We start from the raw sequence: 20,579 nt of genomic DNA, 5'->3' as shown, positions 1-20,579 counted from the left end.
TTTAGTTAACTATGGAGCAGAACTATTTTTGTGCTTCAAAGAAGGTATCGATGAACAAGTCATCTTCAATGGCATAAGCGAAAACACGTTCGTATGTGTTACGCAAGTCTTTCATAACTGCTACGCGTAGATCACCTGGATACAATGTAAGGAATTCAATGAAGTGATGAACTTCTTCGGCATTGCTATTGCGGTTTAAACGATGCAACATATTTTTAGCCGCTACGTATAAGCGTGTTGGACTTTCACCTTTAACCTGTTCAGCCATAGACATAATGGCCCCTGGCTTTTGAACCGCCACCAATACATCATCAAAGGTAATAAGTGGTTCTTGGTCTGACTCGATAAAGTTTACAAACGCCTCGGCAATGAGTTTACCTACATTACCGCGGATAACATTCATAAATACATCGCGACTATAGGCTGAATCTTCTTGGTTTTTATAAATCGTATACAGGCCAGATACGCGTTCAAAGGAGCGTGGTGTCGCATCAATATCATCTTCATGTCGTTGATTTAAATACTCTGGATAGGAAGAAATGAATTCGATAACTTTTTCCTCAATACCAGCACTTATAGCCCAGTCAATCCATTGCATATAATCAGCATTCATATAGAGCCATACAAAACGGTTTTGTTGTGCCGGGTCCATGTCGATAGTTTGGTAGTCAAAAGAATCCTCAGGGTTCATAGCGGCGATGATACGCACTTGATCACTTAAAGAGAAGCCATTGATTTCACGATTCAAGATAAGATTCATTAACTCCTGTTGTACTGCATGTTCAGCACGGTTAATTTCATCGATAAACAGTAATACTTGACGACCTTTATCCACAGCTTGAGCCACATGTTCCAACGTATGATGTACAGCATACACTGTAGTCTTTACAGAATGTGTGTTACCACGACCATCTGTATGTGTTACAGATTCTACAGTTGGTAAACCACCAATTTCACCTTCTTTTAAAAGATTTCCATCAATGGTTACCAATTCCCAGTCATGCACAGTAGCTACGCGTGCCGCAAGAGATGTTTTACCAATGCCCGTTTCACCAACGAGCAAAGGCACTTGATTAGCAGCAAGCACTAATTCTACACTTGCCATTGTATCTATAAAGTTCATTGTGTCTCCATTTCTAATACTTCAAATATTCACTGACTGCAATTTTCTTAACAGCCCTAGTTCCATAAGCGTCTATAAGTGACAATAGGTCGATATGCCATTTAGATTGGCGACCACCGATAGCTTGGTTGTTAATCAATTCACGAATATAGTCTTCATCAGCTGTATCACTAGAGATGGCGCTAATGATGATCGATTTAATTTCGTCCACAGTGACACCTAAATTATTTGGTATATACCCTAGTGTGGCAGCACTTACACCAAATAGGTGCAATGCCAAGTCCTTTGTAAGCTTTGTAATTTGCCGCATCGCTTGAGAATCTTGTTTAACTGCTGCTTCTAATACGGCTACGCTAGGCTCATCAATATAACGTAATGCCAAGTAATTCTCTTTAACTGCTTGCAATTGTACGGCTTCACTAGGCTCCTTAATATATTGCAAAGCATCGTAGTTAGACTTTACAGCTTCTAACTGCAGTGCTTCAGATGGATTTGCAATATAGCGAATAGCCCACCCAGATTGATTGAGTGCACATTGAACAACTGCATCGGATGGGGTATCGATATATTCTAAAACAGCCCAATCTTTTTTCACCAAGGCCTGTAATAGTTCTTCTGTAGGATGTTCCACGAATTGTATGGCTCGTGGTGATTGTGAAAGCGCCGTTTCAATAACCTTTTCGGTAGGTTCTTTAATGTATTGCAACAACATGCCATTTTGAGCTACGCAGGTAAGTTGCATTGCTTCTGTAGGGTTTGGAATATTCCGAATTCCATGGGGGTTATTGGTCAGCGCCGTTATGTATTGTTCTTCTGTCATACTAACCTTCATTTCTATTTAAAAAGGCCATACGAATACGTATGGCCTATACTGAATTCTATTTTTATTGTATCACATTTTTTCGATATAATTATATCTCTTTCGTATACTTACTACACCGTTAATGCATCTAAATCAGAATTATTCCCAATTACTAATAATTTATCATCTTCACCGAGAATGGTAATTGGGTTTGGTGGAACTTCTAAATCTTCACCGCGTCTTATGCCTACTGCATTAAGATTATATTTCTCACGCAAATTAGAATCCTTTAAATTAGATCCTACCAAGAATGTTGGCACCTTAATTTCTATGAGACTAATATTTTTAGATAGTTGTAAATAATCCATCACATGGTCTCTAGTTAAAAACTGTACGAGGCGTAATGCCATATCGTATTCAGGGTAAATCACTTGATCTACACCTATTTTATGAAGCATTTTGCCTTGTATATTATTTTCAGCCTTGGCCACAATTTTAGGTGCATTTAATTCTTTAAGAAGCATAGCTGTCATTAAATTAGCTTGAAGATTTCCACCTATAGCCACAATAACCATATCAAACTGGCTTAGGGCCAATTCTTTGATTGCCTCTTCATCAGTTGTATCTGCAACTATAGCATGTGTTATAAATGGCGAAATTTTCTGTACAACTTCTGGATCAATATCTACACCTAATACCTCATGCTCCATGGAAGCTAACATCTTGGCAACAGTGCCACCAAATTGACCAAGACCTATTACTGCTATCGTTTTATGTTTCATATATGACCTCTTTTATATTCAATCTAATCTATTTTTATAACAATACACGCTCTTCTGCATAGCTAATTGGTTTAGTCGGTGCCGTTCTTAGCGCCCAAGTACCAATAACAGTCATAACCCCTACACGACCTGTAAACATAACAAGCATCAACACCCATTTACTACTTTCAGATAAATTAGGTGTAATACCCGTTGTAAGACCTACGGTCCCAAAGGCAGAAGTTACCTCAAAAAGCAGTCGAATAAAGTCATATGGCTCATCCCAAGCCAAATAACAAGTAGCAAATAAAACAAAAAGGATAGATAAAAAGATTATCCCATTTGCCTTAAGTACAGTAATCAACGAGATACGACGTTCAAAAACCTCTGTATCAGAACGGTTATTAAATAATGTACGCGATGCTAGAAAAGCGACGGCAATAGTACTAATCTTAACACCGCCCCCTGTAGAGTTAGGACCTGCCCCAATAAACATAAAAATGATGGTAATAAACAGTGTAATTGGATGTAAATCATTATAATCTACAGTTGCAATCCCCGCTGTACGAGGTGTAATCGATTGAAACAGAGATGCCATGATCTTGTTCCATATAGGTAAAGGACCAAACGTTTTGGGATTCGCCCACTCAACCCCCAAGAAAATAATAGTCCCTAAAAGGATGAGCGCCGTTGTACCAACTAACATTATTTTTGTATGTAGTTTTAAATCTACAAATCGTCGTAGCTTGCGATGCGACCAAATATCAAAAGTTGCGAGATACCCAAAACCACCTATTACAATAAGGGCCATTGTATTCATATTAAATAATACATCGCCCACCATAGCATAAGGTAGATCATTATCAAAGAATATAAATCCTGCATTACAAAAGCTGGAAATAGATTGCATAATCCCCGTATATAAAGCAGCATCACCAATATAGGGATATAGCTGAATGGTATAGATAATACCCCCAATTATTTCGACACAAAAGGTATAAATGGTTAGCTTCTTCGTAATGTGTAGAAGCCCTTTCATGCCATCTTGCCCTACATCTTCTGACAAAAGCACGCGATTTTTCAGACCTACCCGTCGCCCTAATACTAGAGCAATAATAGTGGTAAAGGAAACAATCCCTAAACCACCTAATTGGATAAGGATTACCATGACGATTTTGCCAAACAAGGACCAATGATGATAGGTATCTACTGTTGACAATCCAGTTACAGAAACACAAGATACTGCGGTAAAAGCTGCATCTACAAGCGTTGTACTAAGGCCTTGAGCATGTGATATGGGCAACATGAGTAATATCGTCCCTATAGTCATGGTAGCAAAAAAGCTAAGGGCTAATAGGCGATAAGGATTATGTTGCATATATTGCTGAACTTGATTTTTTGAAGTATTTTTCCACATAACTATAGTCCTATCCTATTAGTTCCTGCACTGACTTTAACGTTGGTAGTGGACTGCGCCCGCCTATGCCTTGTGTATTTAAAGAAGCTACTGCAGATGCAAAAATAGCGGCCTTCTCTAAATCAGAATGTGCACAAGCTTTGAGCAACTCTACAGCATGTATAGATGCACGGTCATGCTTAGTCGTCGAAGTTGTGTCTTGCCCCTTCATATGATTAATTGTATATACTAAATTAGCTAGAAAAGCACCATGAAAGCTATCCCCAGCCCCCGTTGTATCTACTACGGTAGATTGAGTAAATGGTTCACATCGATAAAATGTTCCATCAGGCCAAACAAAATAACTACCATTTGCACCATCCGTAACACCTGCAATACATGCACCTCGTTCATGAATGATACGACAAGCCTCTTTTAGATTAGTTGTGCCCGTATATTTTTCAGCATAATCACGAGCTACGATAACGATGTGACTGGCTTCTGTAATAGGCTTCATGTCTGCATCGTAACGCTGAGCACCACCATCTAAAGAAATGATAGTGCCTACCTCTTTTGCAACGGCCATAGCAGAGCGCATGAGTTGGCGATGTCGACCATTGATATGCAGAATATAGGCAGATCCTATCAGCTGCTTATGGGTATCTAAAAACTCAGGCTCAGTTGCAGTAGACCGTTCAAAAAATATAGCACGCTCACCAGTACTCTGTTTTACGAGGATTGTTGCCACACCGCTCTTAGCACCGCGTTCAACTTGAATTGCCTCTGTATTAACATTGTATTTTTCAAAGTCATCTAATATATGACGACCTACCGTGTCATCACCAATGCTATCAATCATAGCGGTACGGGCACCATATTTTCCTGCCACCGCTAGTGCTGTAGCCACTGGCCCACCACCATCTGTAGTAGACGATACGACTTGTTGTACCTCACGGCCTGTAGGATAATGATCGACGACGATAAATCGATCTAATGTACTGGCACCTATGCCAACAATATCTATATGTTTTTGAGGAAATGTACTCATACTAATCTCCTAACTCCGAAACCACAACGATTCATACAACAATTATACTCTAGCTCTTTTATTACAGAATACCTTTCACCTTATAAAAAGTAAACCCCAGACCATGGTCTGGGGCTACTTTGTAGTACAAAGTGTACTGTATGTCACGTAGTTTGTCTTGTTTAGTATATGTTGTATGTGAGAAAGGTTGTTAGATATAAGGTGTAATATAACAGGTTAAGACATCATACGTTCCATCATATATTCAATTTCATCAGCACTCAAATTGTACATAGCTTGTACCATTCGATTTGCTGACTCACCAGATGCACCGCTTTTCGCAATTTCTGCTTTTGCCTTAGCTATAAGGGCTTCCTTGCGTTGTGCTTCGGAGTCTTCATCTGTTGGTACGGAAATATTAGCTTTACCTTGACCAATACCACGTACCTCTTGGTTAGGATTATCTTTAGACGTTGTTTTCGTATCTTGGGCAGCCACCGCTTCCATAGCGAAGGAGTTTTTACCAGTCATGATATACTCCACAGCCTCCAAGGTACTTTGTGTAAGATTTACAGTCCAGAATTCACCAGCTGCAGTCAATTTATAAAGTAACCCATTGTAAGCTACGAGGCCACGTTCTTCCCATAATTCATAGAGCCAGTTTAATTCTTCTAGTCTTGGATCTAGTGTTACCAAACTCATAATATTGAGGAACCCTTGTTCAAGTTGGCTTACAACTTGATTTACAATGGGTTGTAATTCACTTTGTTTCATAAGAGCCATAAATGGTTTTTCACCGCGGCTAACCATATCTTCGTATGGCTTTAATGCACGATGTAACATCATGCCGTACCCATCAACGTTACCACCGGCACCACTGCCGAATGGGAACATAGGAACACCAGCTTTAGCTAAGATGTTATACAAGCTACGTTCACGATTGTTCGCACTCCAGTGAGCCGCACTCAATCGACGATAGGAACGTTCATCTAAGTATTTCCGACCAAACTCGAACATATCCCCTTGCATAGCAGTTGTAGCAGCAGCGGGTACCTTGCCTTTTGCAATATCTTTATTAAGATCGCTACCATCAAATACATTTAGTTGGTATAGGTCTGCACCGTCTACGCCGGAGCTTACTAGATCAGCCAAATCTTGTTCCCAAACCTCCATAGTTTGGCCTGGTAAGCCGTAAATCAAGTCGATAACTACGGAACATTGACCATAGGCTTTTAACGCAGCTAACCGTTCTAATACTGTTTCTCTTGTATCTAAACGGCCCACCATTTGACGTACCTCGGTGTTGAAAGATTGTACACCAATGGACATACGGTTAACACCATTTGCCATCCATACGTCGAGGTTTTCAGGAATCAAGTCGTGAATACGACCTTCTAAGGTCAGTTCATAATCGTTAGCTAGTGGCAAATATTCTTTAATTGCTTTTAGCAATCGTTCAGAGTTTGCTGGAGATAGCGATGTTGGTGTGCCTCCGCCGATAAATACGGCGTGGATTAATCCATCTTTTAATCTTGGACGCTCACTAGCTAGTTTTAACTCGCTAACAAGACCATCAATATATTGGTCCTCTACACTTTGACTCGTACCGTTTTGGAAGAAACCACAATATGTGCATTTTGTCTTACAAAATGGAATGTGAATGTAAGCACATTGCATTTCACCCTTTTTCGGTGTGCCATTCATTAAGGTATCCCAAACGGCTTGTGTTTCCTTTGGCGAAACTAAGGTGCCATTTAGCCCTGCATGAACAACCCGTTTATGAGGGAATGCACCACTCATCGGATTATCGCATTCTAAACCTAATTGTAGATTGCGTTGTTTCTCCGGAATGGATTCAAAGAAACTTGCTAAACTCATACTCCAATCCCCTTTCAGTTTAGGCTTGCAACTTTGCAAGTACAGATTTCGTAAATTCTTTTGCATTTGCAAAGTCTTGTTCGTCTGGATGCGTTTCAGCCGCTTTATGTAAGGCATCGCGTTCAGGGCTTTGACCATGAGCAGATCCAGGTGGGAACATTTTATACATCATTTCAATGACTTTTGGATCAATTTTACCTTGGCATACGAATCCATCTACAAGGGACTCTTTATTTTGTAGTAATTCAGATGCTTTATCAATACTTTCACGAGCATGATCAGAATCTGCATACATACCTAATGTAGCAAAGAATACGATGTTAGGATTCTTCAAAGTTTCAATTAACTTAGCAGCCTCTTTATTTGCTGTACCACGGTCTACCCAGAAACCTACGAAAACAGTATCATAATCAGCTAAATTCTCAGGCGCCTCTTTTACAGGAACGCAAGGTGTACCTTCAGGCATTACAGAAGCCATTGCTTCCGCCACCCTTTTTGTATTTCCCGTGAGGGAAGAATATAAAATAATTGATTTCATAATTAGCTCCTTTAATTCATAGATAGGTCTATTACATAGATACTTCTATTCATCTTCATCATCAGATGATTCATGACCTCTAAACTCAACTGGTACCTTGATATCGATATCTGCTCCAGTTGGATTTTTATATGGTGTTGCGGCCACTACGGCAGACATTGCCGCATCATTGAATATTTCATTTGTAGAATATACGATACTTTGTCCAATAAGACTACCATTTGTATCAAGTGTTACTTGTACAGTCACATCGCCTTGTAATTTTCTTTTTAAAGCCATGGAAGGCATTTGTGCATTATCTTGCACTCTTGCACGGAATCCTTCTACATCAAATGCAGCTTTCACCGTACCATGACCGTCACCTTTACCAGTGCCGTCACCCTTACCATTCCCCTGACCTTGGCCATCACCATTGCCAGTGCCATCACCTGTACCGTTTCCACCGCCAGAGCCGCCACCATGTCCGGGGCCGGAACCACCTGTGGAATTATCACCAGAGGTATTACCTTTATGTTCGCCGCCTTTCGGGGGTACATCTACTGCATCAGGAATATCTCTTGCAGTAGATGGATCAACATTTGCTACAACAGCCTTTGTTCTTGCCGCTACTTCATCAGCCGATAATGGTTTAGGGAATAGGTCTGACCTGTTTCCGCCACCACCGCCGGCATGACCACTGCCGCCATCATCGAGCACACTTTGTGTGAGGTCGATTTCATAAGTTTCCATGTCTTGAATTGCTGGAACCACTACGAAAAAGATTACGGCAATAAATAGAGCAATAAGATGAACTACGGCGGATATAATGGCTGCTTTTTTCCATGATATGCCTAGTCCCATAGTTATCCTTTCTGTTCAGCTGCAATAGCCAAGCGTTTAACACCAGATTGCTTTAGCATATCCATAATCGCTACTACTTGACCATGAGCTGCACGTTTGTCGGCTTGTAAGATAACACTAGCGTTAGGATTTTCTTGAATCCGTTGTTTAATCATAGCTTCTGCTTGATCAATACTCATTGGATTGTTATCAATTGTAATATGCCCTTCCGCATCAAGTGTAAATACAACTGGTAACTGAGCCGGTGCAGATGCACTAGTAGCTTGTGGTAATTGTACAGATAATGCTTTTTGAGCCACTGTTTGTAAGCTATTCATCATGAAGAATACCAACAAGAAGAAGATAATATCAATCATTGGGATAATCATGAATTCAGGCTTTGTTTTCATACGAAAGCTTTGTAAGTTCATAATCATTTCCACCCTTCTCGCTTAGCGCTAACAATGCTAACACACATATTTTCAATTTGGTTAATGATAGCATCCAAACGATGACTGAATACTGTATATACAATAAAGGCCATGATGGCTACGCACAAACCAGATGCTGTAGCGATGAGGGCTTCACCAACACCACCAGTAATAGCAGATGCGCCCGCACCGGAGTCGAGGATACTGAAAGAACCAATCATACCTGTTACTGTACCTAATAGGCCCAATAATGGAGAGATTGTAACGGTAGCACTGAGATAGTCCATATATTTACGGAAGCCTACTGCGTCTACGCCCATTTGGTCAGCAAAGGCTGTTTTCATAGCTTCCTCGCTAGAAGCATTATGTAAACCTGCTTCTGCAATACGGCTCGCAATAGATGGGTTTTCTTTGATTACTTTATCAATTTCTGCCCAATTTTGTAATTTTGCTAGTTCATTGACTGCATGGGTAACAACGAAAGTTTTACCGGCATATTTGTGATAGTAGAAAGCTCGTTCTGCAGCGATAGCGATAACCATGAAAGACAAGAGTAATAATGGATACATTACATATCCGCCGCTATGAAACAAGTGAATGACATAATTTAAGTTTTCCATATTAGTAACCTTTCTGCCTGTTTACAGACTGAACATTAGAACCTGTAGGTCCCTTGAATTCTTGTATAATCGCCTAACTTAAAGCTTTCACTACCATATAACGTATCTCGTTTATTAGTACCTTTCGCATCAAATGTGTAGAATGCTTCAAGGAGTAAATCCTTGCGAGGCACATAGCCAGCACCGAATGTAAAGCTGCGAATACCGTCGAGATAACGATCCGGAACTGCACCACTACCATTACCACCGAAGAAGGAGCCATGTTCAAAGTATTTGTAATCGATGAACGCATTCCAAGATTTAGGAATATCTAGGTCGGCACGACCAATATCTAGACGAGCCATCCAGAAGTGTGGTGTACCACCCATTTGATGACCTTTAAGAGCAAAGTCGGCTGTGCCACGTTCGTGTTGGTATACAGTGTTACCATTTAAATAACGACCCAAGTTGGAACGGTTTTGACCGTAATCAACGGTAACAGATGCATTAGCACCTAACTGATATTTAGCACCGATACCGAATACATGAGCTACATTGGAGAAGCTATATTCATCATTACCGTTGCCATTTGCATTTAGGTATGTATGCGTTTTACCGCCAAAGGAGCGTAAATACCACGCTTGTAACCCAAGACGAGAGCCTATTTGTTTCTTGTATTGAACAAAGGCAGCTTTATCAATAGCTGGTACAGTATCTTTTTCAAGAACTACCCCTTCTGTACGAATCAAGTTACCAATGATCTTACCAATCGCTTCACGTGGTAATTTGTTTTCAGACTCTGCATCATGTACAACCTTTTCAAGATTATACATATAGTTGAACAATGCATTTGGCATGCCCCAACCATAGTAAGAACTACCTTCACCCCAGTCATTAGAGGACATTGTAAAGTTCTTTTTGTAAATTGCATCTTTAGCATCATAATCACTAAATACATAACTACCACTATCGTATTTATATGTTTTAGCACCTAAGTAACCAGTGAACTCATAATCACTAGCTGGTTGTCCATAGTAATCATAAGATTGTTTGAATGTGCCATCTGGCTGTTTAACCCAAACCACATCAAGTTCACTATTGTTATAGTTGCTCCAGTTATCTGTAGCATTATATTTAGCAATTTCTGCTACGGATTGATTAATCTCGTCACCATGTTTTTCAACATAGGCTTTAGGATTTACTAAAGCATCTTTATTATCAGCAGATACGATAAGACCTTTAGCCTTTTCTTTTAAGTATTCAGGGTATAAAGAAGAGTTCACATTATACATAATGTCCCCGGTCTTATAGAGTTTTTCCCCTGTATTCTTATTAGTGATTTCATACATTGCATAACCACCAGATGGTATATCGAGGGAGAATTTCTTCTCAGCCATATCTGTAGGGTATGCCTTAGCAAGAATATCTTGTAAGCGGCTCATCACTTGAGCTTGTTTTTGTTGTGTTTCCACAAGCTTAGCATTTGCCTTTTCAAGCTCTTGATCGCGATTTGGATTACTCCAGCTTAAATCCAAGGTTTCTTTATAAGCTTCATATTCAGCTTGCAATTCTTTCAGTTGTTGATAGAAGTAAATGCTATCTGTCTTACCTTTATAAGTAGAATCATAAATACCATTAGGGCTATCTGGTGCAGCTGTATCTTCACTAGATTTTTTCTCACCATCAGAGCCAGTTTTTGTAGCACTGTTGATATCATATGGATATTCATCACGATTGATACCAATCAATTCAGCCGCTGTTGGCGGTCTATAAATAACTTCATGTACTGCATGAGTATAAGCCGAATCAGTAATACCTGTACTATGTTTGAAAGTACCAACACCAATACGAACTTGTGAGTCATTACCATTCCAAACGGCACGAACGCCATCATAAGATTGACCAAACCAGTAGCCACTAGCCCCCATAGGTTCTGTTAAGCGACCTACCGATACATCCCATTTTTTAACGCGTCTTGTGAGATCAACTGTGTCGATTCGTTGATGGTTAAAGCCTTTAGAATCGGATTGTGTCCAGCTTGTATCAACACCGCTCATACCAGTTGCACTACCGATAACTTTGAGATTGGTAAACTCATTAAGACGAGCATCGAAGCCTAGGCGCAAACGTTGTTCAAAGCTATGACGATTGGCATCGTACATATTAGCTTTTGCAGAACCAATAGCGGAATTTTCTCTAAATGGAGATTGTGGTCTATTAGAGCCATCATGTGCCATCCAACGTGCTCTGTAGTCGCCAACTAATGTAACACCACGTTCTTTAGTAGTGTCGAAATCAGAATGAATAAAATCAGTTAAGCGAACCACATCAGATACGTTTTGTACACCGGATTCACCATTTGTAACTTTCCCATTAGTATCCGTTACATTTGCACCTGTTACGCTACCTTTTGTACCATCCTTAGTCTTACCGATAGCTGTCGTTTTACTGCTGTCTCCACCACCAAATTTAAGGTTAACCCCTACACGATACACACGTTCTTGCGTAGCACGGTCATCATCGCGATGGTTAAAGATATTATTGATGCCAAAGTACATCATGGCATTTTTATTGAATCGTTTTTGAACCATTACGTTCCAAATGCCAAATGTTTTCTTTTCATAGGTTTGCTTCTTATATACGCCTGCATCACCAGATAAAATATCTGGCCAGTAGTTGCCACCATTATTAAGAGTATTACTATCAAGCATATTGATATAGTAATCGCCCCAAATGGAACCATTCCAACCGGATTTAGGGTTGTCATAGGTAATACCAATATCAACCTTATGCATTGGTTTATCCAACAATTGTCGAGGCATTGTTGGATCACTCTTATTGATCGCATGCAAGTATGTATACCCGAGCTTACCGGACCAATACTTACCGAATTTTTGTTGTACCTCTGCTTGAAGGCCCGTAATTTCAGCTTTACCAATATTTTTAAAGCTATAAATCATGTCTGGTGCACGTTGGTACTTAGCATCACCTTTGAGGTATGGAGCAAAGTCCATAAAGTCCCCTGTGAAGTATACAGACATATAGTTTTTGATGCGGTTATGGAATACGCCTACACGAGCATAAGTATTCTTATTTTCACCTTCTAAGCTCATGTCAAAGTTAACAGATTTCTCAGGTTTCAAATTAGGATTGCCAGCCCAGTACCAACCAAGTTTTGCAACCCCAATACCAACAGGGTTAGAAGCATACATTTCCCAGTTGTACCACAATTCGCCCATACCTGGTTCTGTATAGCCCGTCCCTACATTGGCTTTAAATCTACGGTGAGTATTACCTTTAACGTTATAGGTCATGCCTAAGGACGCAGATAAATTAGAACCAAATAAGCTGCTGTTATCAAAGCGAAGAATTGGGGATAATGTTAAGTTCTTATTTACCTGCCATGTATCAGAAACATAAGCATTTAACTTACGAATCGTACCGCTACCAGTTGTTAAGCGTTGATCACGGCTACGATATTCTTCTAGGAAGGCTTTACCATTTAGCTTAGGTGCCTTTTTGCGCATCTCAGGATCATTGGACTCGCCATATTTAAAATAGTCACCTACAATATTGGCACGTGTGGCAGATAATACAGGATTTTCTGCTTTCAAACGGTCTTCTAAAGCCTTATAACGAGCTTTGAACTCATCTGTTACAGGTTGATTATTAGGAGATGTACTAGACCAATCACTTAATCTACTTTCAGACAAACCATAGTTTATATAGTCATCATAAGTTATACCTGGTTTTTGAGCATCTGTTTCTGCACCATAATATTCATAATCCATATCCCATTGCGGCATACCACCACCGGAATTAATGAATTTATAATCGTGGATATGAGAGTAAACCTTGATGCTATTATCGCCTTTACGTCTTACAAGGCGGTCTAGTTTATCCACTAATAAGCTCTTATCGTAATCCCAAGGATCAATGTACATGGTACTTGTATTAGGAGAACTCTTTAAGCGGCTACCAGAACCTTCTTCACGAGCATAACTTACGCCGTAGCTAAGCAAATGATTTTTATTAAGCTGTGTATTCGCATTAGCTCGAATATCCAATTGACGATGATCGATGTTATCGATATAACGCAACTCATTGGAGCCTTCATAGGCGGAGCGACCTGTATAGCTAATGAGGGCTACATCATTTTCTTTAATGCGGGAGTAGTTAGTTTCAACAGTCCAATCGCTTTTGCCTGCTCGGGAGGACCATTGTAAATTAGCCGTATTGCGGTCTGCGGTACGTTTGAAATGTTGTTGAGGCTCTAAATCAGAGTCGGAGTGCTTAACATCGCGTACAAGGTCTTCTGTGTAGCGGTTAAGTCGCATTTCAAATTTATTCTTATCATTAGCTTCGTAGGTTGCTACAAGACCGATATCAGCCGCATCACCATAATAACGAAGCACATTTGGCTTAAAATTATGTTTTGCATAATCAAAAGCCATGCCAGAATCTCGACGTTTAACGGATGCTAAAACAGGCATTAGATCACGTTTACTGCCTGACAAACCAACCTTTAACTTACCCATTTGACCAGAGTCGGCACGAATAAAGAAGTTTTGGAATGGGAATGTATCACCATCACTCTTACGACGCATACCTTCTGCGTTTAATTGTAAGATCGGTTTCTTCTGTGCTTTTTTTGTGATGATGTTAACAACACCACCAATAGCATCTGAACCGTATTTTGCACTGGCTGCCCCTTGGATAACCTCAATACGTTCAACATTTTCTGCACCTAACCGTTGAACTTCATCTGCTGCACCGGAGTACTTATCAAAATCGCCTAGTACTGGTTGACCATCTACTAAAATAAGTGTGTGACGCGCTTCTGCACCACGAATAGATACACCTACACGGCCCATAGCATCTACAGTTCTAGAGACGCCAGTTTGTGTAAAAATAATATCTTCGACGGACTTCGCCTGCTTTTTCTCAATATCTTTCTTGGTAATGATTTGCACTTGCTGTGAGTCTAATTTGGCTGCTTCTTCTGCCCATGTTCCTTTAACATGAACAACATCTGTAGTAACGGTTGCATTCTCAGCCCATACTACAAGAGGTGCGCTAAGCCACAAGGCAACTGCACTAGACAGAATTATGGTGCGCTTTGTATGTCCCCACCGGTCCATTGTGCCCTCCTCAAATTTTAACTAATTATACGTTTTGTATCTTTCACTCTCAAATAAAAAGATACACTCTACCAACATATAATGACATTGAATATCATTTACATTTTAATGTTAGCAAAGTGTATCTTGCATATCTACTCCGAAAAGACCAAAAATATACGTTTCGGACAATATTAAATTGTTATATCTTACGATAAGCACTTGGAGTTACACCAGTAGCCTCTTTAAAGGCACTAGTAAACTTACTGCCATTCTCATAGCCTACGGCATTAGCAATTTCTAGAATCGATTGATCCGTTTCATGGAGTAACCTCTTAGCCGCATTAATACGACATTCTTTTAAATATTGATGTATCGTCGTACCATATACGCCCTTAAAACATCTTTTTAATGTAGACGTAGGTACATCAAATTGTTCAGATAATGTCTCAATTGTAATACGCTTCATAAACTGAGTAGATACATATTCGTTAACAGCTTTCACAATATCAACCTGCTGTTTCCGATAGGTTGCTCTCTTTTCATTATTGCTCGTAGAAATTACAGATAATAACAAAAAGATCTCAATAACCTTTAATTTAAAATAGTGCCCTTTGATTTGGTCAGGCACTTTATATAAGCTAGAAAAAATCTGTCTAACCGATTCAGTTTCTTCCATCATCATACCGTACTCGGAATGCTCACAAAATCGTTCAGCTAGGCTTGTTAAATTAATACGTGACTCAGTAACAAGCGAATCCAATACAGGTTGCGCTTTTTCTACATCTACGAGTAATACAATTCCCTTAAAAAGTTTTGTAGGGAAATAATTTTTATGTTGGTAGTCAGCATGAGTATGCCATCCTAATGACATATCTCCTGGCCCCATATATAAATATTCCCCAGATGTAAACTTACACTCGATGCGCCCCTCTTCACAATGATTTATGGCAAATGTCTTGGTATGTGATTTAGCATAAAATTGAACCGACTCTTCTTTCACATCCAGAAATAATAGATCGATACCGTCAAACACCGTATGTCTCGACATAGTAAGTCCTGCATGTGAAATTGCATGATTATGTGGATTCATACTATCACCATATACACAAATACTATATAAATTATCACTTACACAATTATCATAGTATACTTATTGATATTCATTGTCAAATTAATTTTTGTAATAATTCATTTTTTCTTTAAAAATATAAGTTTCTACTATTTGTAATCCACATAAGATAATTTCAGTAATATATAGCGCTCTATTCATTAAAATCCATTCATTACACAGTCTACTCTATGTATGATTGATTTTATAATAAAATAAGCCTTGCAAGTTAAACCAACGCAGTCTAACTTACAAGGCTATATTTAGAATTATCAGAGATAATTCTTTATTTTTTTGTTTTTACAATAAAGACTAATGCTATAACATGACCAAGCCATACAAAGGCCATAACACCAAGTGCAATGGGCATATCTTGACTAAAATACGCACCAATCGCCATTATTGTACTCACAGATAAGAAAATGGACAACTTTGTCCGCAACGTTAACGCTTTATCGCGTTCATAAGCACCAACAGTCTTTTGATATAAACTAGATTCTAAAAACATTTTATGAAAACGTTTAGATCCTCTAGCTAAACAAAATAAGGTAAGCATATAAAAAGGTACTGTTGGCAATAGTGGTAATACGATACCCGCTGTACCAAGAGCAAAGCTAATAGCCCCTATAGTAAGGAATATATATCGTATTACAACATTACTATGTTGCTCAGTTGTTTTCATTACTCCTCTTCTACATAATTAATAACTTTACCTTTTGTTTTAATAAAGTTTGGAATGATAAGTACAAGAGCTGCAATCGCTACGATACCATAGATACCAGCCATACCAATCCATTCGAATGTATGACCAAGTACAAGACCCATTACGGCAAAGTCTGCATCACCAAATGTTGTATTTTGGAAACCTAATTGACCAAGAACTGGCAATGCCAATGCTGGCAAGAAAGTAATAGCCAAACCATTAAGGAATGCACCTACTGCTGCACCACGACGACCGCCTGTAGCATTACCATAGATACCTGCTGTTGCACCGCAGAAGAAATGAGGTACAAGACCAGGAATGATCAACACACCACCTACAGCGCCAAGGATGAGCATACCAATGATACCTCCAATAAAGGAGCTAATGAAGCCCAATACTACTGCTGTTGGAGCATATGTAAAGAATACGGCACAGTCTACTGCTGGGATAGCATTAGGGATAATTTTTGTTGCAATACCTTGGAATGCAGGAATTAAATCACCTAAGATCATACGTACACCAGAGTATACGATTGTTACACCTACAGCAAAGTTCATAGCGCTCATAACAGCGTATAAGTAAGGACTCATATCACCAGATAAAGTAGCTACAAACTCAGAACCAGCTGCAAAGGCTGCAATCAAGTAGAATACGATCATAGTCAATGCTGTAGATAAAGTAGAGTCACGCAAGAAACCCCATTTTTCTGGAATTTCAATGTCTTCTGTACTATCGTCTGCTTTACCTACATATTTGGCAACCCAAGCGGATAAATAATAACCTAAACTACCAAAGTGACCGATAGCAATTTCATCGCCTTCTGTAACCTTAGATGTATAGCTTTGGCCAATTGCTGGAGAAATAGCAGACCAAGCGCCCATCAAGAAACCACCTACAAGGATGAGTTCCATACCGGACAAACCTGCAGTACCGAGTACGGCAGACATAAGACAAGCCATAAATAAGCTATGGTGACCTGTTAAGAACACATATTTGAACTTGGTGAAACGAGCAATACATAAGTTCATCAATAAGCCTACTACGAGAATAGACATCGTTTCAACGCCAAGTACCTTTTGTGCTACAGCCACGATAGCTTCGTTGTTTGGTACTACACCAGTAATATGGAAGCCATGCTCAATCATCTTACCTAGTGGATCAAGATTGTTAACGATAACACCTGCACCAGCTGCGAGCATCAAGTATCCAAGAATAGGTTTTAATGTACCAGTCATTACCTTATGAAACGGGCGTTTCAAGGCAATCAAACCTATACATGACATAATACCAATCAAAAGTGCTGGTTGAGACAGCACATCACGTAAGAACTCTAATACCATTTCCATGGCACTACCTCCTATATATAGTTGTTACATTATTGAGCTGCTTGTTTCAATGCATCAAGAATATCTTCAGTGATTTTCTTTTTATTAATATAGCTGCGAACAATAGCGACATTCTTGTCTTCAAATTGTTCAGCTAACTCTTTTACAGTTACAATAAGGTCCGCTTTACGACCTTGTGCGGCATTAAAATCAATAGATTCAACTTGTGCATCAATACCATTTTCAGCACAGATTTCTTCAATTTTCATTTTTAGCATCAAGCTAGAACCAATGCCATTACCGCATACAGTTAATACAGAAATCATACTTGCCTCCTACTAAACGTATTCTTGATCTTCTAAATGCTCGGCCAAGAATGCTTGTACATCTTCAATACTTTCAAAATCAGCAGCCGCATCTAAAAACTCATCATCTTCAAATAATGTAGCAATATCTGTCAACAACTGAATATGTTCATCCTTGTTTGGAGCACATAAAAACAACGCAACAGACACAGGATCATTGTCAGGACTACCAAAATTCAATGGTTTTTCTAAGGTTACCAATGCAGTACCTACACGTTTTGCCCCATTTTCCGGACGAGCATGTGGCATCGCAAGACCTGGTGCCAATACAATATATGGCCCCATTTCACGTACTACTTCAACCATAGCCTCCGTATAAGATGGATCAGTAAAACCAGCATCAACCATGAGTTGGCCACCGTGACGAATTACCTCTTCCCACGTTTCTGCAGGATAATGAAAAGATACATTATCCTCAGATAGTAAATCTTGTAACAAGCTAACACCTCCTGAATTTACTTACGTACATACTTTTATTATATCCATTCTGTGAATTTTTTCATATAACAAAATAGAAATACAGTAATAAAAATAAATAAAATTAACATTTTTCTATTATTTTATTAATAGATTACCCAAAACTAACGAACGAATATTTATCCTCAATTCTAAATTTTTATTAGTACTAAAATCCTATTTCAAATTTCACTTTGAGCTCAATTCTATAAAGAACTTCTATAGAATTATATTTACTACAATCAATACCTATACACGTATGTATATTGTATATATATAGAAAGTTCTCTATACTTAGATAAGGTTATATTACCTTTAAAACAGAATAAGGAGATTTTATGCAAACTTCTATAAAAGCATTAATACTTTGTGTAATATTATGTATTTCATTGGTAACGGCCTTGCAATTTGGATCCACATTTATTTCTTTAGATCAAATCATTCCTGCACTTATGGCTATGATGGACCCAAATGCGACCACGTCCATGACAAACACAATTATTACGGATATTCGTTTGCCTAGGCTCATCTACTCAGTACTAACAGGTATAGGCCTATCCCTTGTAGGTTTATTAATGCAAACGGTAACTAGAAATGCTCTAGCAGATCCCTATGTACTAGGTGTTTCATCGGGTGCTAGTACAGGTGCCGTATTTGCTATCATCATGGGCGGTATTCCACTACTAGAGGCCTATAATACACCTGTTTTTGCAGCCCTAGGTGCAGCTCTCTCTATTATCTTGGTATTGCTCTGTGTTGGTAAAAGCAATAGTCCTGTAAAACTTATCCTCATCGGTATGGGCATGACGGGGATTTTCTCGGCTTTAACTATGATGATCATCTACGGAGCTAAGCACGAGGCACAAGTTCGTAGTGCTATGTTCTGGCTCCTAGGTAGCTTTGCAGGCATTCAATGGGGTGATTTACCATTAACGGCTATCATTGTAACCTTGTTTATGCTATACATCTATATGTTTAATCAAGATCTTGATGTGCTACTACTGGGTAATCATGAAGCAGCACAAATGGGCTTATCAGTTAAACAGTTACAGCTAAGCATCGTTATTATATCCTCTATTGTCATTGCCACATTAGTATCAAAAGTGGGTGTAGTCGGTTTTATAGGACTCATAATTCCACACCTAGCTAGAATTATAGGTGGTCCTAAGCATAGAAACACATTACTTTTTAGTGCTCTAATCGGTAGTATCGTCATGATATGGTCAGATGTATTATCAAGAGCCCTATATAGTCCGGAAGAAATCCCAATCGGTGTTCTTACATCCTTACTAGGGGCGCCACTCTTCATTTGGATTATTATGAATCGTTACAAACACAATGGTTAGTGTATATCATATCTATAGGAGATACTATGTATCAAATTAATCAGCTGTCCTTCTCCTACGAGAAGAAAGAAGTGTTAAAGAATATTTCTGTAACATTTCCTAATAATAAAATTACAGCCATCATCGGGCCAAATGGATGTGGTAAGTCTACATTACTGAGCCATCTTTACCGACTACTACCATCAAAAGATAAAATCATATTGAATCAAAGGCCATTAGAATCGTATAAAGGCCGCGAATTTGCTCAATTAGTAGCCGTTCTAACACAATCAAGAGATTCTATGATTGATGATTTTCTCGTAAAAGATATCGTTCTTATGGGTCGTTATCCTTACAAACAACACTTCGGCACATATAGCTCAGAGGATGTAAAAATCGCAGAGCATTATATGCATGAAGTAGGTATTACTCATTTAGCAGATGAAGAAATTCATCATTTATCAGGTGGCGAAAAGCAACGGGTATTCATCGCCAAAGCATTAACTCAAAAACCTCAAATTCTACTCTTAGATGAGCCTACAAACCATCTAGATATGAAATATAAAATAGCACTGATGAAACAATTGCGAGCGTTTACAGGCACAACTATCGTAGTCTTACACGACTTGAATTTAGCCGCTCAATATTGCGATCATGTTGTTGTTATGAACGAGGGAACCATCCTAAAGGAAGGTTCCCCTACCGAGGTGTTAACACCTGAAATTCTTGAACCTATATTTGAAGTTCCTTTCAAAACCTCTTGGGATGAAGGGCGCTATCATTTATATTATTAATTCATA

18 protein-coding genes are annotated in these 20,579 nt (G+C 39.0%); 2 read left to right on the top strand and 16 right to left on the bottom strand.

From position 1 onward, the window contains the following. Positions 1–22: 22 nt before the first annotated feature. The 16 genes from EL171_RS02400 to EL171_RS02325 all read right to left on the bottom strand — a co-directional run bounded on the left by EL171_RS02400 (position 23) and on the right by EL171_RS02325 (position 18,436). Entirely contained in the window at positions 23–1,123 is a 1,101-nt protein-coding gene (locus EL171_RS02400; protein ID WP_005385758.1) for an AAA family ATPase, read from the bottom strand. A 13-nt stretch (positions 1,124–1,136) separates the two neighbouring features. Next, a complete protein-coding gene (locus tag EL171_RS02395; protein ID WP_039969021.1) occupies positions 1,137–1,943 on the bottom strand; it encodes a hypothetical protein in 807 nt (268 codons plus the stop codon). Positions 1,944–2,056: 113 nt separating this feature from the next. After that, positions 2,057–2,707 carry a potassium channel family protein gene (locus EL171_RS02390; RefSeq protein WP_005385754.1) on the bottom strand — a complete coding sequence of 217 codons (651 nt, stop codon included), beginning with the start codon at positions 2,705–2,707 and terminating at the stop codon, positions 2,057–2,059. Between the two features lie 34 nt (positions 2,708–2,741). After that, positions 2,742–4,103 (bottom strand): TrkH family potassium uptake protein, encoded by a 1,362-nt coding sequence (locus EL171_RS02385; RefSeq protein WP_005385748.1) that lies wholly within the window; start codon positions 4,101–4,103, stop codon positions 2,742–2,744. Between the two features lie 10 nt (positions 4,104–4,113). Continuing rightward, entirely contained in the window at positions 4,114–5,130 is a 1,017-nt protein-coding gene (locus tag EL171_RS02380; protein WP_005385746.1) for a carbohydrate kinase family protein, read from the bottom strand. A gap of 216 nt (positions 5,131–5,346) precedes the next feature. Further along, entirely contained in the window at positions 5,347–6,987 is a 1,641-nt protein-coding gene (gene hutW, locus EL171_RS02375) for a heme anaerobic degradation radical SAM methyltransferase ChuW/HutW (RefSeq protein ID WP_039969019.1), read from the bottom strand. A 19-nt stretch (positions 6,988–7,006) separates the two neighbouring features. Then, positions 7,007–7,525 (bottom strand): flavodoxin family protein, encoded by a 519-nt coding sequence (locus tag EL171_RS02370; RefSeq protein WP_005385737.1) that lies wholly within the window; start codon positions 7,523–7,525, stop codon positions 7,007–7,009. A gap of 45 nt (positions 7,526–7,570) precedes the next feature. After that, a complete protein-coding gene (locus EL171_RS02365; RefSeq protein WP_005385736.1) occupies positions 7,571–8,365 on the bottom strand; it encodes an energy transducer TonB family protein in 795 nt (264 codons plus the stop codon). A 2-nt stretch (positions 8,366–8,367) separates the two neighbouring features. Continuing rightward, positions 8,368–8,775 (bottom strand): ExbD/TolR family protein, encoded by a 408-nt coding sequence (locus EL171_RS02360; protein WP_039969325.1) that lies wholly within the window; start codon positions 8,773–8,775, stop codon positions 8,368–8,370. A 2-nt stretch (positions 8,776–8,777) separates the two neighbouring features. Continuing rightward, positions 8,778–9,395: a MotA/TolQ/ExbB proton channel family protein gene (locus EL171_RS02355; protein WP_039969016.1), complete on the bottom strand. Its 618-nt coding sequence runs from the start codon at positions 9,393–9,395 to the stop codon at positions 8,778–8,780. A gap of 35 nt (positions 9,396–9,430) precedes the next feature. Further along, on the bottom strand, positions 9,431–14,515 hold the full coding sequence (locus EL171_RS02350; RefSeq protein ID WP_005385730.1) for a TonB-dependent receptor domain-containing protein: 5,085 nt from the start codon (positions 14,513–14,515) through the stop codon (positions 9,431–9,433). A gap of 181 nt (positions 14,516–14,696) precedes the next feature. Then, positions 14,697–15,587, bottom strand: a complete 891-nt coding sequence (locus EL171_RS02345; RefSeq protein ID WP_005385728.1) for a helix-turn-helix domain-containing protein — start codon at positions 15,585–15,587, stop codon at positions 14,697–14,699. A gap of 304 nt (positions 15,588–15,891) precedes the next feature. Next, on the bottom strand, positions 15,892–16,287 hold the full coding sequence (locus tag EL171_RS02340) for a YbaN family protein (RefSeq protein ID WP_126413436.1): 396 nt from the start codon (positions 16,285–16,287) through the stop codon (positions 15,892–15,894). After that, positions 16,287–17,654: a PTS ascorbate transporter subunit IIC gene (locus tag EL171_RS02335; RefSeq protein WP_005385726.1), complete on the bottom strand. Its 1,368-nt coding sequence runs from the start codon at positions 17,652–17,654 to the stop codon at positions 16,287–16,289. The genes EL171_RS02340 and EL171_RS02335 overlap by 1 nt, the downstream gene beginning before the upstream one ends. Positions 17,655–17,683: 29 nt before the next feature. Next, positions 17,684–17,959 carry a PTS sugar transporter subunit IIB gene (locus tag EL171_RS02330; RefSeq protein ID WP_005385725.1) on the bottom strand — a complete coding sequence of 92 codons (276 nt, stop codon included), beginning with the start codon at positions 17,957–17,959 and terminating at the stop codon, positions 17,684–17,686. 12 nt (positions 17,960–17,971) lie between these two features. Continuing rightward, positions 17,972–18,436: a PTS sugar transporter subunit IIA gene (locus EL171_RS02325; protein ID WP_005385724.1), complete on the bottom strand. Its 465-nt coding sequence runs from the start codon at positions 18,434–18,436 to the stop codon at positions 17,972–17,974. Positions 18,437–18,792: 356 nt separating this feature from the next. Here EL171_RS02325 and EL171_RS02320 point away from each other — a divergent pair, with 356 nt between their 5' ends. Together EL171_RS02320 and EL171_RS02315 are read left to right on the top strand one after the other, a co-directional pair. After that, entirely contained in the window at positions 18,793–19,800 is a 1,008-nt protein-coding gene (locus EL171_RS02320; protein ID WP_005385718.1) for a FecCD family ABC transporter permease, read from the top strand. 26 nt (positions 19,801–19,826) lie between these two features. Further along, the gene (locus EL171_RS02315) at positions 19,827–20,573 is read left to right on the top strand and encodes an ABC transporter ATP-binding protein (RefSeq protein WP_039969014.1); all 747 of its coding nucleotides are present in this window, start codon (positions 19,827–19,829) and stop codon (positions 20,571–20,573) included. The last annotated feature ends 6 nt before the right edge of the window (positions 20,574–20,579 follow it).

The sequence above is a fragment of the Veillonella dispar genome (assembly GCF_900637515.1).
In the GTDB taxonomy this organism is placed as follows: domain Bacteria; phylum Bacillota; class Negativicutes; order Veillonellales; family Veillonellaceae; genus Veillonella; species Veillonella dispar.
This window is presented reverse-complemented; position numbering and strand designations above follow the sequence as displayed.

Coding starts and splice junctions, on each gene's coding strand:
- EL171_RS02395 (WP_039969021.1), bottom strand. CDS start 1,943: ATGACAGAAGAACAATACATAACGGCGCTGACCAATAACCCCCATGGA.
- EL171_RS02380 (WP_005385746.1), bottom strand. CDS start 5,130: ATGAGTACATTTCCTCAAAAACATATAGATATTGTTGGCATAGGTGCC.
- EL171_RS02320 (WP_005385718.1), top strand. CDS start 18,793: ATGCAAACTTCTATAAAAGCATTAATACTTTGTGTAATATTATGTATT.
- EL171_RS02345 (WP_005385728.1), bottom strand. CDS start 15,587: ATGAATCCACATAATCATGCAATTTCACATGCAGGACTTACTATGTCG.
- EL171_RS02400 (WP_005385758.1), bottom strand. CDS start 1,123: ATGAACTTTATAGATACAATGGCAAGTGTAGAATTAGTGCTTGCTGCT.
- EL171_RS02385 (WP_005385748.1), bottom strand. CDS start 4,103: ATGTGGAAAAATACTTCAAAAAATCAAGTTCAGCAATATATGCAACAT.
- EL171_RS02370 (WP_005385737.1), bottom strand. CDS start 7,525: ATGAAATCAATTATTTTATATTCTTCCCTCACGGGAAATACAAAAAGG.
- EL171_RS02335 (WP_005385726.1), bottom strand. CDS start 17,654: ATGGAAATGGTATTAGAGTTCTTACGTGATGTGCTGTCTCAACCAGCA.
- EL171_RS02355 (WP_039969016.1), bottom strand. CDS start 9,395: ATGGAAAACTTAAATTATGTCATTCACTTGTTTCATAGCGGCGGATAT.
- EL171_RS02390 (WP_005385754.1), bottom strand. CDS start 2,707: ATGAAACATAAAACGATAGCAGTAATAGGTCTTGGTCAATTTGGTGGC.
- hutW (WP_039969019.1), bottom strand. CDS start 6,987: ATGAGTTTAGCAAGTTTCTTTGAATCCATTCCGGAGAAACAACGCAAT.
- EL171_RS02365 (WP_005385736.1), bottom strand. CDS start 8,365: ATGGGACTAGGCATATCATGGAAAAAAGCAGCCATTATATCCGCCGTA.
- EL171_RS02350 (WP_005385730.1), bottom strand. CDS start 14,515: ATGGACCGGTGGGGACATACAAAGCGCACCATAATTCTGTCTAGTGCA.
- EL171_RS02315 (WP_039969014.1), top strand. CDS start 19,827: ATGTATCAAATTAATCAGCTGTCCTTCTCCTACGAGAAGAAAGAAGTG.
- EL171_RS02340 (WP_126413436.1), bottom strand. CDS start 16,287: ATGAAAACAACTGAGCAACATAGTAATGTTGTAATACGATATATATTC.
- EL171_RS02330 (WP_005385725.1), bottom strand. CDS start 17,959: ATGATTTCTGTATTAACTGTATGCGGTAATGGCATTGGTTCTAGCTTG.
- EL171_RS02360 (WP_039969325.1), bottom strand. CDS start 8,775: ATGAACTTACAAAGCTTTCGTATGAAAACAAAGCCTGAATTCATGATT.